Annotated in this window: 14 protein-coding genes; 5 read left to right on the top strand and 9 right to left on the bottom strand. The window is 56.6% G+C overall.

Annotated elements, in window-relative coordinates:
- Positions 1–26 precede the first annotated feature (26 nt).
- Positions 27–1,592 (top strand): methyl-accepting chemotaxis protein, encoded by a 1,566-nt coding sequence (locus ACXAE6_RS01435; protein WP_475143557.1) that lies wholly within the window; start codon positions 27–29, stop codon positions 1,590–1,592.
- A 7-nt stretch (positions 1,593–1,599) separates the two neighbouring features.
- Here ACXAE6_RS01435 and ACXAE6_RS01430 read toward each other — a convergent pair whose 3' ends face one another.
- From ACXAE6_RS01430 to ugpB, 8 genes are all read right to left on the bottom strand, one after another.
- Positions 1,600–3,207 (bottom strand): Na/Pi cotransporter family protein, encoded by a 1,608-nt coding sequence (locus tag ACXAE6_RS01430; protein ID WP_475143555.1) that lies wholly within the window; start codon positions 3,205–3,207, stop codon positions 1,600–1,602.
- Complete coding sequence (locus tag ACXAE6_RS01425) at positions 3,204–3,986, bottom strand: HAD-IIB family hydrolase (protein WP_475143551.1); 783 nt, start codon at positions 3,984–3,986, stop codon at positions 3,204–3,206. Before ACXAE6_RS01425 ends, ACXAE6_RS01430 begins: the two co-directional genes overlap by 4 nt.
- 8 nt (positions 3,987–3,994) lie before the next feature.
- Entirely contained in the window at positions 3,995–4,750 is a 756-nt protein-coding gene (locus ACXAE6_RS01420; RefSeq protein ID WP_475143548.1) for a DeoR/GlpR family DNA-binding transcription regulator, read from the bottom strand.
- Positions 4,747–5,472, bottom strand: coding sequence for a glycerophosphodiester phosphodiesterase family protein (locus ACXAE6_RS01415; protein WP_475143546.1), 726 nt, complete (start codon positions 5,470–5,472; stop codon positions 4,747–4,749). The genes ACXAE6_RS01420 and ACXAE6_RS01415 overlap by 4 nt, the downstream gene beginning before the upstream one ends.
- Positions 5,469–6,539, bottom strand: coding sequence for an ABC transporter ATP-binding protein (locus tag ACXAE6_RS01410; protein WP_475143542.1), 1,071 nt, complete (start codon positions 6,537–6,539; stop codon positions 5,469–5,471). The genes ACXAE6_RS01415 and ACXAE6_RS01410 overlap by 4 nt, the downstream gene beginning before the upstream one ends.
- Before the next feature lie 9 nt (positions 6,540–6,548).
- Positions 6,549–7,397, bottom strand: a complete 849-nt coding sequence (ugpE, locus tag ACXAE6_RS01405; protein ID WP_475143539.1) for a sn-glycerol-3-phosphate ABC transporter permease UgpE — start codon at positions 7,395–7,397, stop codon at positions 6,549–6,551.
- Positions 7,397–8,278 (bottom strand): sn-glycerol-3-phosphate ABC transporter permease UgpA, encoded by an 882-nt coding sequence (gene ugpA, locus ACXAE6_RS01400; RefSeq protein ID WP_475143536.1) that lies wholly within the window; start codon positions 8,276–8,278, stop codon positions 7,397–7,399. Before ugpA ends, ugpE begins: the two co-directional genes overlap by 1 nt.
- A 99-nt stretch (positions 8,279–8,377) precedes the next feature.
- The gene (ugpB, locus tag ACXAE6_RS01395) at positions 8,378–9,676 is read right to left on the bottom strand and encodes a sn-glycerol-3-phosphate ABC transporter substrate-binding protein UgpB (RefSeq protein WP_475143534.1); all 1,299 of its coding nucleotides are present in this window, start codon (positions 9,674–9,676) and stop codon (positions 8,378–8,380) included.
- Between the two features lie 253 nt (positions 9,677–9,929).
- On the opposite strand from ugpB, the gene ACXAE6_RS01390 reads away from it, so the two are divergent.
- Complete coding sequence (locus tag ACXAE6_RS01390) at positions 9,930–10,550, top strand: DUF305 domain-containing protein (RefSeq protein ID WP_475143532.1); 621 nt, start codon at positions 9,930–9,932, stop codon at positions 10,548–10,550.
- A gap of 7 nt (positions 10,551–10,557) precedes the next feature.
- Here the strand turns inward: ACXAE6_RS01390 and ACXAE6_RS01385 are convergent, their stop codons facing one another.
- Positions 10,558–10,881, bottom strand: coding sequence for a hypothetical protein (locus ACXAE6_RS01385; RefSeq protein WP_392799846.1), 324 nt, complete (start codon positions 10,879–10,881; stop codon positions 10,558–10,560).
- Positions 10,882–10,885: 4 nt separating this feature from the next.
- Here ACXAE6_RS01385 and ACXAE6_RS01380 point away from each other — a divergent pair, with 4 nt between their 5' ends.
- From ACXAE6_RS01380 to ACXAE6_RS01370, 3 genes are all read left to right on the top strand, one after another.
- Complete coding sequence (locus ACXAE6_RS01380) at positions 10,886–11,476, top strand: alpha-ketoglutarate-dependent dioxygenase AlkB family protein (RefSeq protein WP_475143527.1); 591 nt, start codon at positions 10,886–10,888, stop codon at positions 11,474–11,476.
- Positions 11,477–11,597: 121 nt separating this feature from the next.
- The gene (locus ACXAE6_RS01375; RefSeq protein ID WP_475143525.1) at positions 11,598–12,470 is read left to right on the top strand and encodes an acyl-CoA thioesterase domain-containing protein; all 873 of its coding nucleotides are present in this window, start codon (positions 11,598–11,600) and stop codon (positions 12,468–12,470) included.
- Complete coding sequence (locus tag ACXAE6_RS01370) at positions 12,467–13,090, top strand: flavin prenyltransferase UbiX (protein WP_475143524.1); 624 nt, start codon at positions 12,467–12,469, stop codon at positions 13,088–13,090. The genes ACXAE6_RS01375 and ACXAE6_RS01370 overlap by 4 nt, the downstream gene beginning before the upstream one ends.

The following is a 13,090-nucleotide window of genomic DNA, read 5'->3' as shown; positions in this document are numbered from 1 at the left end:
GGTGAAGTGCAGCTTAGGAGGCATCCATGCGCGACAACCAGCCTGTAACCCAGGAACGTTATGAATTTCCCGACGATCAGCGGCTGATTTCGTCGACCGATACCTCCGGAAACATTAAGCACTGCAACAACGCCTTTGTTGAAGTCAGTGGTTTTTCGCGCGATGAGTTGATTGATCAGCCGCACAACATTGTTCGCCATCCGGATATGCCACCGGCAATCTACGCCAATATGTGGTCCTACCTGAAAGCCGGCGAGCCCTGGATGGGTGTCGTCAAGAACCGTCGTAAAAACGGTGATCATTACTGGGTCAACGCCTACGTCACACCGATTCGCGATGGCAATACCGTCGTCGGTTTTGAATCGGTGCGGACCCGACCGCAAGAAGATGATGTTAAGCGTGCTGAAGCCTTGTACAAACGCATGCGCACCGGCAAAAAACCGGTCTCATTAATGCGTCGTGCGCGTTTTGCCATGGCTCAATATGGCTTTGGTGTCTTGGCTATGGTGGCGGTGCTGGCCTCTTGGCTGTTGGCTGGCGAGGATCTGGCCATCTTTGTAGCGATAGCCGCTATGGTCGCTTTGCAAGTCGACGGCCGGATGCGTAACAGTCGTTTGGTGCAGCGGGTATTGAACCGCATGGAAGATAACTTTCAGGATGCGACAGTCGCCTTGACCTATTCCGATTCCATGGGATCACTCAGTCAATTGGAGGTGGCCATTACCGCCATGATGGCGCGTCTGCGCACGGTGCTGACGCGTATCGATGATTCGGCAAAGGAGGTCCGCAAGCAGTCGGAAGAAGCGCTGCGGCTGGCCGAGTCGTCATCGGTGTCCATTGATGGTTTGCAGGCAGAGACCAGCAATATTGCCGCGGCCATGAACCAGATGAGCACCAATATTCATGAAGTGTCCGGCAATGTTCAGGACACGGCTAATCAAGCCGATGGTTCACGTCAGATCGCCGAAGAAGGCGCGCGTGAAGTACAGTTGTCACGTGACGGTATTCGTACTCTGGCCAAGACAATGGACACTCTGGACTCAACCATTAAAGAGGTGGTGTCGCAGACCGAGGCCATTACCAACGCCACCGTTTTAATTCAGAACATTACCGAACAGACTAACTTGTTGGCGTTGAACGCGGCCATTGAGGCTGCGCGTGCCGGTGAGCATGGTCGTGGCTTTTCGGTGGTGGCCGATGAAGTGCGCGCGCTGGCGTCACGCACGGCACAAACCACCGAAGATATCCGCGACATCATGACGCAATTAAGCGAACGCACCAGTCGCGCAGAGCAGGTTTCAGAAGAAGGTCGGCAGGCTTCCGCAGAGGCGGTGACGCGTATTGAAAATGCCGCTGAATCGCTCAGTAAGATTTCCGAGGTGGTCAAGGACATCAACAGCATGACGCACCAGATGGCCGCTTCGGTCGAGGAACAGTCCCAGGTCGCTGAGCACATTAATGAACAGCTTTCCCGGGTGACCGAGCTGGCCGGTGACAGTCAGGAAAAAGGTCAGCAGTCGAATAAAGGCGCGGTACGCATGAGCGAGTTGGCCGACAAACTGCACGAGTTGGTGGAGCGTTTCGCGATCTGAGACGGCGTCAGTCACGACGCCGTTGCAGCACCGGATAGGCCACCGCGGTCAGGTGTGAGCAAATACGCTGCAAGTCACGCAGCACATCAATAAATATCTGGGTGGACAAGAGGTTTTCCGAATGGTGGCCACCCAGTTCATCCAGATGACTTTGTCGGGCCTGCAGAATGTCGCTGCGATACTGACGCTTCACATCCAACAGCTCCTGCGCGAGCTCAGCGCTGTCGCTGGTGAATACCGCCTGTGACAAACGGAACGCATCCACCAGCTGATCGTGCAGATGATTGACCACCTTGGTCTGGTCTTCATCAAAGCGCACACCTTCTCGGATTTTATTGCGCGCCAGATGCATCAGACTTTCATCAATGATGTCGCCGATGTGCTCCAGGTTGGTCATAAAACTGATCAGTTCCCGGTGCTGTTGCTGCTGGCCGCTGTCTTCAATCGACAACACATAATTCAGCGCTTCGCGGTGCAGCGCATCGATGTCGTCGTCCAGGTCGGAAATCTGTTTCACCAGATCGCGATCATCAAAGGCATCGAGCGCATTGTTCAGCATGCGATACACCAGCTCGGCAATGTGCAGTGCTTCGTTACGCGCGTTTGCCAACGCCCGACCGGGATTGCGGATGTCATCAATGGACAAATAAATCGGCCGATCCTGCTGCTGCGACAAGTCATTGTCTGTGGCATTGGAGTTGCGTGCGGGCATAAACAGCGGCAGCAGCAAGGGCAGAATGGCGACCAGCAGCAAACCGTTGAGCAGGTTTAATCCGGAGTGCGCAATAACGATGCCCAGGGCGCGTTCGGGTAACAGTTGCTGGATTAAATCGCCGCTGGAAATTATCGCCAGTAAACCCAGGGCCACGGCAACAAAGCGGAAAATCAGATTACCCAGAACCACCTGACGGCCGGAGTCCTGCAACGACCAGCCACTGACCAGAGCGGGCAGGGCGCCGCCAAGGTTGGCCCCGAGCAGGAGGTAAAAACCGGCGTCCATGGTGATGGTACCGTCCTGCACAAACTGAGCGATGATCAGCACCGCGGCCAGGGTGGAATGGATCATCCAGGTGAACAATCCCATCAGCGTGATGGCCAGCGCCACATCGCTTTCCACCTTGTTGCTGATCAGCAAAAACACATCACTGGAACGCAATAAGTAGGTGACATCGCCGATCAGATTGAGCGACAGCAACACCAGACCCAGGCCGATCAGAATGCGCCCGCTGTGTTTCCAGGCGCGCGAATAATCGAGTTTAAAACTGATGACGCCAAGCAGAATGATCGGCAGGGCGAGCTTGTTCAGCTCCATGTTCAGCAGCACCGCCGCCAGGCTGGCACCGAATTCCGCGCCCAGCACCGTGCCCAAGGCGGCCATCAAGGTGAGCATGCCGGTGGCGCTGAAGGAGGCGACCATCAACACCACGGCGGTGGAGGATTGCAGCATAAAAGCGGTCAGGGCGCCGGTGATAAATGCCTTGCCGCGGTTGCTGGTGGTACGACGCAGCAGCCGCTCCAGGCGGTTGCCGAGCAGCCGGGCAAAGCCGGTCTGCACCATGCGAATGCCCCACAGCAGTAACGCCACCGCGCCGGCCAGTTCGATTAATACCATCATCCTTGACGATCCCTCAGGTTGCTCAGCCAGGCCGTTGCCATTTCCACAAAGCCCGTCCCGGCTTTGCCCTGGGTTAACTGCTTGGGTTGGTGAGTCATGGTTTCCAGATACGGCACGATGTTGGCAACACCGACACTGTTGGGAAAGGCTTCGAACATGGGTTCGTCGTTGGGCGCGTCGCCGATAAACAGCACCTGTTGTTGGGCACTAGCTTCATCGAGTTTAAACACATCGCGCAACAGCCGTTTCGCCATGGCGGCTTTATTAAAGTTGCCGCGCCAGACATTGATATGAATGGAGCTGCATTTGGCCTGGAAACCCGCGTCGATAAAGGCGGTGCACAGTTGATCGGCCTGGGCTTTGGTCAGGTGTGCGTCCTGGCGGTAATCAATGGCAACATCGACCCAGCGCAGCGACTGGTCTTTGGCCAGCGCTACTTCGAAGGAAAGCGGCATGTCTTGCAAGGTTTGTAAGATGGCGGCCTGATCGGCACGATGCTGCTCCGCGCTGTCCCAGAATTGCCATTCAACCGAACCAGTGGCGCTGCGCAAGCCATAGAAGGCACCGCCTTCACCGATCACAGCGGCGACCGGCCAGGTGCGCAGCATCATGTCGCACCAACCGGCGCAGCCACCGGTAATAGGAATCACCGAGACACCGGCGTCGGCCAGTTGGCACAGGGCGTGGTAGGTTTCAGCGGACAGACGACCCTGGGTGGTCAGGGTGTCATCGACATCGGTCAGCAGCAGTGTCAGCGGCGAGTAATCCAGATTGGTCATGCCGTCGGTTAAGCCTCGGTTTCGATAATATCCAGCGTGGATGGCAGTCGGTGCCGCAAATCGTTGCTGAGTTGGTCGGTGATAAACAGGTCAAGCTGATCGAAGTCGACCACTCGAGCCAGTGCCTGGCGTTGCCACTTGGAGTGATCGGCAATTAAGACGCGGCGTCTGGCATTGGCAATGATAGCGCGACTGACTTCGGCTTCGCGTAGATCAAAATCCATGGCACCGCGGTTCGGGTCCAGGCTGCCACAGCCAATGATGCCATAGTCGGCGCAAAAGTCGGCAAAGAAGGCGGTAGTGGCCGCGCCCACGACGTCGTCATCATTGTGCCGTAAATGGCCGCCGGAAACGATCACCTCGGTGTTATCGCTGGCGCACAACACCGAAGCCACCTTCAGGTTGTTGGTCAAGACTTTACAGGGCCGACCCATCAAGGCGCGAGCGACGAACTCCATCGTCGTACCGATGCCCAGATGCAGCGAGGCGTCGTCGGGCAGCCGCTCTGCCAGCGCTTTGGCAATGGCGCGCTTGGCCGGGGCGTTCATCACCTGGCGTGAACTGAACGACAGGTTCACGCTCGATGAGGGCACGCTCACACCCCCATAGCGCCGCCTTAACAATCCCGCTTCGCACAGCGGAGTCAGGTCGCGGCGGATGGTCTGAGGTGTCAGCTTAAAGTTGGCGGCCAGCGCTTCAACCTGGACGTGTTCTTCACGGCGAACCCAATCGAGAATGCGCTTCTGCCGTTGGTTCAGTTTCATGCCGGCTGGATCAGCGCCGGGTCGTCGGTGATCAAGCCATCGACGCCCCAGCGCAGCAGGCGCTCGGCGGCTGCGGCGTCATTGACGGTGTAACAATACAGATCATAACCCGCGGCTTTGATGGCCTTAGCCTGAACTTCGGTCAGCTGATGATGGTCCAGATTAATGCTGCTCAACTCGAGAATACGCGCCACTTCCTGCCAGTTATCCGGCAGCGTTACCCACAAATGACCGCGCAGCCATTGCGGTCGGGCGCGATGCAGACGCTCCAAAATTTCGCCGTTAAAACTGGTGATCAGCAGGCGGTTAAAATCCTGCCAATGAGCGTCGAGCAGTTCGATGCAGCGCTCGGTAATGGCGTCGATGCTGAAGTCCGGATAGTGCTTGATTTCCAGGTTCAGCCCCAGACCCAGATCGCGAATATGAATCAGCGCCGCTTCCAGGCTGGGTAAGCGCTCACTGCGGTAATCTGAGCTGAAGTGGCTGCCAACATCGAGATCTTTTACCGCCGCCCAATTTTGATCGGCCAGCTTACCTTGCGCCGGTGTCAGGCGGTCGAGTGTGCTGTCGTGAAACATCACAGCAGTGCCGTCACCGAGCAAATTGGCGTCGATCTCTACCCAGTCCAGACCCGCATCGCGACTGAAGGTCATGGCACCGAGAGTGTTTTCAGGCGCGCGTCGGGCGCAACCGCGATGGCCGATAATGGGGCTGGCAATCATGCAATTCTGAGCTCCGTTTGTGGGTCGAACAGGTGTAGCCGCTGGCGGTCAAAACGCAAGGGGATGCGTTCGCCGCTGTGAAAACGCGCTTTGCCGGATTGCTCTGCCAGCACCAACGTATCGGTGTCGGGAAAGCTGCCGTACAGCAGCGTATCGGCGCCCAGTGGCTCAATGATTTCAACACTCAGTGTAAAGTCGGATTGCTCCGGCGAACAGCTCTCCAGATGTTCGGGACGAAACCCGAGAATAACCTCACCGCTGTGATCAACCGCCTGCGGCAGCTGCAAGCGTTGACCATTGGGCAGCACCAGCGTGGTCGGATTTTCCAGGCTGACGGTCAAAAAATTCATTGCCGGCGAACCGATAAAACCCGCCACAAAACGGCTGGCCGGTTGCTCGTAAAGCTCAATCGGCGGGCCGACCTGTTCCACCTTGCCGCCGTTCATCACCACCAGGCGATCGGCCAGCGTCATGGCTTCCACCTGATCGTGAGTGACATAGATGGCGGTGGTACCAAAGCGCTGTTGCAGCCGTTTGATTTCGATGCGCATCTGCACGCGCAACTTGGCATCGAGGTTCGACAGCGGCTCGTCGAATAAAAACACCTGTGGATTACGCACAATGGCGCGACCCATGGCAACGCGTTGACGCTGGCCGCCAGATAAACGCGCGGGCTTGGCGTCGAGTAGATGTTCAATGTCCAGCGTCTGGGCTGCAGTGCGCACTTTGTGGTCGATGTCAGCGCGCGATTCACCGCGGTTTTTCAGACCGTACGCCATATTGTTAAACACCGTCATATGCGGATAAAGGGCGTAATTCTGAAACACCATGGCGATGTCGCGGTCGGCCGGTTCCAGGTCGTTTACCCGGCTCTCACCAATGTGCAGATCACCCGTGCTGATGGCTTCCAGTCCGGCGACCATGCGTAAGGTGGTCGACTTGCCGCAGCCTGATGGCCCGACCAACACCAGAAATTCACCGTCGTGAATATCGAGGTTCAAATCGTGCACCGCGGTAAAACCGTTCGGGTATGTTTTATGCAAATGCGTCAACGTTAAACTGGCCACAGTATCCCCTTACTTTTCCTGTTCAATCAGGCCTTTCACAAATAGTTTTTGCATCGCCAGTACGACGATGACCGGTGGCAGCATGGCCAGAATGGTGGTGGTCATAATGAGGTTCCACGGAATCAAACCGTTGTCGGATGTCATCAGGCGTTTAATGGCCATGACGATGGTGTAGTACTGATCGTCGGTAGTAATCAGCAACGGCCACAGATACTGGTTCCAGCCGTAGATAAATAAAATCACGAACAAAGCAGCAATATTATTGGCCGACAATGGCAGCAAGATGTCTTTGAAAAAACGGATCGGCCCGGCGCCATCGATGCGTGCGGCTTCGAGCAAAGAGTCGGGCACCGACATAAAAAACTGCCGGAATAAAAAGGTCGCGGTGGCGCTGGCAATTAACGGAATGGTCAGGCCGGCGTAGCTGTTAAGCAGGCCTAAATTCGCGACCACTTCGTAGGTCGGCAGAATGCGCACCTCGACCGGCAACATCAACGTAATAAAGATCAGCCAGAAACACAGCTGACGACCGGGAAAGCGGAAATAGACGATGGCGTAGGCCGACATCATGGAAATCACAATCTTGCCGACGGCGATGACCATGGCCATCACAAAGCTGTTCCACAGCATACGCGTGGCCGATACCGAGACGCCCAAACCGCCGTCGTTACTCAGCACCGTCATTAAATTGGTAACGGCCTGATCACCAAACCACAACGGCAAAATACCGGACACAAAGGCGCTGCTCGGATGGGTGGCCGCCACCAGTGCCACCCAGATAGGCAGACTGATGACACCGATGCCGAGCAGCAGGAGCAGATGACGCGTCAGCGTCAGCCAGGGTCTGTTTTCAACCATCAGTATTGCACCTTCTTCTCGACGTAACGGAACTGCACCACGGTCAGGGTGATGACAATCAACATCAGCAACACCGACTGCGCCGATGAGGAACCCAGATCCAGACCGATAAAACCGTCCTCGAAAACTTTGTAAACCAGCGTCTTAGTCGAGTTACCCGGACCACCTTGCGTGGTGGCATGAATAACCCCGAAGGTTTCAAAAAAGGCGTAGACCACATTCACCACCAGCAGAAAAAAAGCGGTCGGTGACAACAGCGGGAAAACGATTTGCCAGAAGCGTCGGAACGGACGTGCTCCATCGATGGCCGCCGCTTCAATAAGGGAACGTGGAATGGCCTGCAGGCCGGCAACAAAGAAAATAAAGTTGTAGCTGATCTGCTTCCAGACCGAGGCAACAATAACCAGAATATTAGCCTCAACGGAGTTCGCCAGATGATTCCAGTGGTAACCGATTTTGCTCAACCAGAATGGCAACACGCCAATGCTGGGGCTGAACAACATCAACCATAAAACGGCGGCAACCACGGGTGCGACGGCGTACGGCCAGATCAGCAGAGTCTGGTAAAAGCGCGAGCCACGGATGACTTTATCGGCCATCGTTGCCAGCAATAACGCCACTGCCATAGCGATAGAGGCCACCCAGAAACTGAACAGGGCGGTGACGCGAATCGAGGTCCAGTATTCGGGGTCGGTGAGCAGATAAATAAAGTTTTCGAACCAGACGAATTCGGTACTGAAACCAAAGGCGTCTTCGACTAAAAACGATTGATACAAGGCCTGGCCAGCCGGCCAGATAAAAAACACCAGGGTGATGATCAATTGCGGCGCGACCAACAAATAAGGCAGCAGCTGATGCTGGAAAACGGTCTTGTCATGCATGGGTAAAACCCGGCTTGAAACCCAATCAAAAAGACACGACCGGACGCCCGGCCGTGTGTGAAATCAGGCGATGATGGCATCGCCTGATGAGCCCACTTTTTAGCGGTTGGCGCGTTCGAAACGACGCAGTTGTTCGTTGCTGCGACGGGCGGCACGATTCAGCGCACGCACGGCACTGGCGTCACCGTTCCATACGGATTCCAGCGCTTCGTCGATGATGCCGCGAATCTGCGGGAAGTTGCCCAGCCGCAAACCGCGGGAGTTGGCGGTCGGTGCCACCGAAGTCATCTGGTTGATGGCCACATCGGTGCCGGGGTTGTTGGCGTAGAAACCCTGTTCTTTGGTCAGCTCAACCGCCGCATAAGTAATGGGCAGGTAACCGGAGAACTGGTGCCAGTCGGCCTGAACTTCCGGCTGTGACAGGTATTCGAAGAAGCGGGCAACGGCCGGGTAGTGGTTTTCGTCCTGACCGCGCAAGGTCCACAGGGTGGCGCCACCGATGATGGTGTTTTGCGGTTGGTCGATCTGGCTTTCCCAGTAGGGCAACTGGCTGACGCCGAATTCGAAATCGGTGTTGGCGCGTACCCCGGCGTAGCCGGCGGATGATTCGGTGTACATGGCACACTCGCCGCTGTAGAAGCGCGAAGCGCCTTCGCTGGTACGACCGGAATAACTGAAGATGCCGCTGTCGTGCCATTGCGCCATCTGCTCAATGTGGGCGATCTGCAATTCGCTGTTGAACACCACCTCGGTATCCAGGCCGCCAAAGCCATTGTCGTTGGTGGCGAAGGGTACGTTATGGCGCGCCGACAGGTTTTCCAGATGAATCCAGGATTGCCAGGCGGTGGTGAAACCACAGTCGTAACCGGCATCGAGGATGGCCTGACCAAATTCATCCATCTCTTCCCAGGTTTGCGGACCACGGTCGGGCAGACCCGCCGCTTCGAAGGCGGCTTTGTTGTAGTACAGCACTGGCGTCGAAGAGTTAAACGGCATCGACAGCATGTTGCCGTTTTCATCGGCGTAGTAGCCGGTCACGGTGCTCAGATAGGCGCTTTGATCGAAACCATCACTGTACTCTTCCATCAACTGGTACACCGGATAAACCGCGCCTTCGGCGGCCATCATGGTGGCGGTGCCGACTTCGTAAACCTGAACGATGTCCGGCTGTTCGCCCGAACGGAATGCGGCGATGGCGCCGGTCATGGTTTCGCTGTAGTTGCCGCGATAGCTGGCGTTGACCACAACATCGTCTTGGGAGGCGTTAAAGTCGGCAACCATGGCGTCAACTTTTTCACCCAGGGCGCCGCCCATGGCGTGCCAGAAATTGATTTCGGTGGCGGCCTGAACCTGGCTGATGCCCGCCGCGACAGTCAGTGCAAGAAGCGTCTTCTTCATGAGGTGTTACATCCTTTAAGTTGGCTGCTTATTGTTCGAACGAATCCCGGTAATGCCTGAGGTGCCAGCAATGCCGGGACGTCGCTCATTGAATTCGCAGCCCACCTTAGGTGGCTTCTATTGCAGGGCGTTGACAGTTCCATTGCGCTTTTATGTGTTCGATCGAACATTTTTGCGACCAGTGGCGCATCGGAACCCCGTGGTTCATCCGGTACAATGTCCGGCTTAAGCGGTAAGGGTTCAGGAGAGAAGCATGAAATCAGTTATGGGGTCTTTGGTATCGCTGCTGATGGGCTGTGTTTTGATGATGGCACCCGTCGGGGCAGAAGAATCAGCTGAGGTGTCGTTGCAGCAGGCGCGCACTGAGTTGATGAGTGCGGTATTTGAGGTGTCGTTAAGCGGCGATGTCGATTTCGATTTCTCTCAGTTGATGGTGGCCCACCAAAGTGCCGGCGTGCAGATGGCTGAATTGGTTCTGGATAAAACCGACAATGAACGACTCGGTCGTGTAGCGGAGTTGATTGTCAAAAAACACCGCGATGACATCGAAGCTTTTAACACCTGGCTGGAGCGCTACGACGAACCCGACCCGGATGATGATGCGCAACTTATTCGCCAAACCTACCAGACGGTACTCGATGAATTCGCCGAGGACCGTGGTGAATTTCAGGTGGATGGCGATGCCGAAACCGTCTTCGCCCACGCCATGGTTTGGCACCACGAACTGGTGGTGAATCTGGGCCAGGTGATGCTCAACCACAGCGTCGATGCGCAACTGCGAATTTTGGCCGGCGATGTGGTGCGTGAAGCCAACCGTGACATCGCCGAGCTGCGCAACTGGATGCAGACGCGTGAGCTGGAAAACAGCCAGTAAGGCTGGCTTATAAATCCTTGAAGCGATTTTTCAGCTCGTCGAAGGTGCGGCGTTTCACATCCTCTTCCAGCTGTATCGGATCGGCGTCGGGGATCAGTTCGGAGGTGTCCAGATTGGCCGCTGGCGCATCGCTGTCGGCCGCTGGCGCGTCCAGTTGTTCCAGATGATCTTGCAACAACACCAGCGCATCGACCGAGCCAGCCAGCGCCGGGTCTTCTTCAGACAGTTGTTCGATGCGTTTTTCCAGTTTCCCGACCACGTCTTCAATCGCCGCGCGATCGGGTTTTTGTTCGTTCAGCCATTGTTGAGCGCTTGCAGCGGAGGTAGCCATAGTGATGGGTGAAACCTTATTCGATGATGACAGCGGACGGCTGCAAGTGTACCGGAATTGGTGCGCCGACGCCGAGTCCTGGCAGCAACGATTGCAACAGCAATTAAGCTGGCGCCAGGGCCAGGTGCGGGTTTATGGCCGTGAGCACGCCACGCCTCGGTTGGAAAGCTGGTTTGGTGCACCCGGCGTGCGCTACCGCTACAGCGGCCAGACGTTGGTCGCCGAGGGTTGGCCGGAGGTTGTTAAACCCTTGATAGCAGCGGTCTGCGACACAACCGAAGTGGCCTTCAACGCCGTCCTCGCCAACTGGTATCGCAACGGTGACGACCGCATGGGCTGGCACGCCGATAACGAAGCGGAGTTAGGTCTGAACCCGCCGGTGGCCAGTCTGTCGCTTGGCGCCCGGCGCGATTTTCGTCTGCGTCGCAACAGCGACCACCGCCAGACGCTCAGCGTTGCACTCGGCGAAGGCGATTTATTGTTAATGGATGGCGCCTTGCAACATCACTGGCAGCACTGCGTTCCCAAGCGTGCCCATGCCGAGGCAAGGCTGAGTTTGACCTTCCGGCGCGTTATCTTTGCTGCAAAGTTATGAATAGCCGAGGTTTCGTCCCGGTTGCCACGCCCGGGCCGCTCAGTTGATATACTCAGCCACTGAAAGAATCGATCCGCCCCGACGAGCGGAAGCACTGGCAGAAGTAAGAGGAGAACCACAGATGGCCAAAGCGGTCGTTGAAGGCTTGATTGAGTTGTTGAAGCTGGAGCAGATTGGCGAACAGCGCTATCGCGGCTTATCGCAGGATTTGGGTTACCCCAAGGTGTTTGGTGGTCAGGTTATCGGCCAGGGATTATCGGCCGCCATTCAGACGCTCGACAGCGCGCGCATGCCGCACTCCCTGCATTCCTATTTTTTGCGTCCGGGTGATGTTAATACGCCTATCGAATACGCCGTCGAAGCGGTGCGTGATGGTCGTTCATTCAGTGTGCGCCGGGTGATTGCCAGCCAGTTCGATAAACCCATTCTGGCGATGACCGCCTCTTTCCAAAAAGAAGAAGAGGGCCTGGAACATCAGGGCGCCATGCCCAATGTGCCTGGCCCGGAAGGGCTGGAACCGGAAGCCAAACTCTATCGCGATCATGCCGAGGAAATTCCGGTGCGGGTGCGCGATCTGTTTACCGCCGAGCGGCCCATTGAATGCCGCATCGTTGAAGCACAAAATCCGTTCCGGCCGCGCCTGGGTATTGCCAAACGCCATATGTGGATCCGCTCCAACGGGCCGCTGCCGGACGACCCGCTGGTGCATCAATCGATGCTCGCCTACACCAGCGACTACGGCTTTTTGGAAACCGCGCTGATGCCGCACGGCATTTCATTAATGAAACCGGGGTTAACCATTGCCTCGCTCGATCACGCCATCTGGTTTCATCGTCCGTTCAAACTCGACGACTGGTTGCTGTACGTCGCCGACAGCCCCAGCGCCAGCGGCGCGCGCGGTTATGTGCGCGGCCAGATTTTCGACAGCAATGGTCGGCTGGTCGCCAGCACCGCCCAGGAAGGCATGATCCGCTATCACGGAGAGGATGCATGAGTCGTCGTATTACGCTGGCCATTACCGGCGCCTCGGGTGCGCCTTACGCCGAACGCTTATTGCAGTTTTTATTGGCCGCCGATTGCGAAGTGCATCTGTTGGTGTCCAAGGCCGCGCTGATGGTGGCGGCGGTGGAAACTGGCGAACCCTGGCCGGCCAATCACGACAAATTACACGACCATTTGCGCGCGCGTTTGGGCGAAGGCGGCAAGCTGATCATCGCCGGTCGTGAAGACTGGATGAGCCCGGTTGCCAGCGGCTCGGGCGCACCGGATACGATGATCGTCTGCCCTTGCTCGACCGGTACGCTGGCGGCCATTGCTACCGGTCAGTGCGATAACCTGATCGAGCGTGGCGCCGATGTCATCATGAAAGAAAGCGGCACCCTGATTCTGGTACCGCGCGAAACGCCCTACAACGAAATTCACCTGCAAAATATGCTCACCCTGAAACGCGCCGGCGCGGTCATTTTACCGGCCAGTCCGGGCTTTTATCATCAACCGAAAACGCTCGACGATATGATCGATTTTGTCGTCGCCCGCATTCTGAAATGCGCCGGTTTCAAACAGGATTTACTAGCGCCCTGGGGCGTGGATGATGCCAAGGGTGGAACCGACTAA

The sequence above is a fragment of the Saccharospirillum sp. ABV4_185 genome (assembly GCF_056159245.1).
Note: the sequence above shows the minus strand (reverse complement) of the source record. Positions and strands in the feature narration are given on the sequence as shown.

Coding starts and splice junctions, on each gene's coding strand:
- ACXAE6_RS01415 (WP_475143546.1), bottom strand. CDS start 5,472: ATGATTGCCAGCCCCATTATCGGCCATCGCGGTTGCGCCCGACGCGCG.
- ACXAE6_RS01430 (WP_475143555.1), bottom strand. CDS start 3,207: ATGATGGTATTAATCGAACTGGCCGGCGCGGTGGCGTTACTGCTGTGG.
- ACXAE6_RS01380 (WP_475143527.1), top strand. CDS start 10,886: ATGGGTGAAACCTTATTCGATGATGACAGCGGACGGCTGCAAGTGTAC.
- ugpB (WP_475143534.1), bottom strand. CDS start 9,676: ATGAAGAAGACGCTTCTTGCACTGACTGTCGCGGCGGGCATCAGCCAG.
- ACXAE6_RS01375 (WP_475143525.1), top strand. CDS start 11,598: ATGGCCAAAGCGGTCGTTGAAGGCTTGATTGAGTTGTTGAAGCTGGAG.
- ugpE (WP_475143539.1), bottom strand. CDS start 7,397: ATGGTTGAAAACAGACCCTGGCTGACGCTGACGCGTCATCTGCTCCTG.
- ACXAE6_RS01420 (WP_475143548.1), bottom strand. CDS start 4,750: ATGAAACTGAACCAACGGCAGAAGCGCATTCTCGATTGGGTTCGCCGT.
- ACXAE6_RS01385 (WP_392799846.1), bottom strand. CDS start 10,881: ATGGCTACCTCCGCTGCAAGCGCTCAACAATGGCTGAACGAACAAAAA.
- ACXAE6_RS01390 (WP_475143532.1), top strand. CDS start 9,930: ATGAAATCAGTTATGGGGTCTTTGGTATCGCTGCTGATGGGCTGTGTT.
- ACXAE6_RS01435 (WP_475143557.1), top strand. CDS start 27: ATGCGCGACAACCAGCCTGTAACCCAGGAACGTTATGAATTTCCCGAC.
- ugpA (WP_475143536.1), bottom strand. CDS start 8,278: ATGCATGACAAGACCGTTTTCCAGCATCAGCTGCTGCCTTATTTGTTG.
- ACXAE6_RS01425 (WP_475143551.1), bottom strand. CDS start 3,986: ATGACCAATCTGGATTACTCGCCGCTGACACTGCTGCTGACCGATGTC.
- ACXAE6_RS01370 (WP_475143524.1), top strand. CDS start 12,467: ATGAGTCGTCGTATTACGCTGGCCATTACCGGCGCCTCGGGTGCGCCT.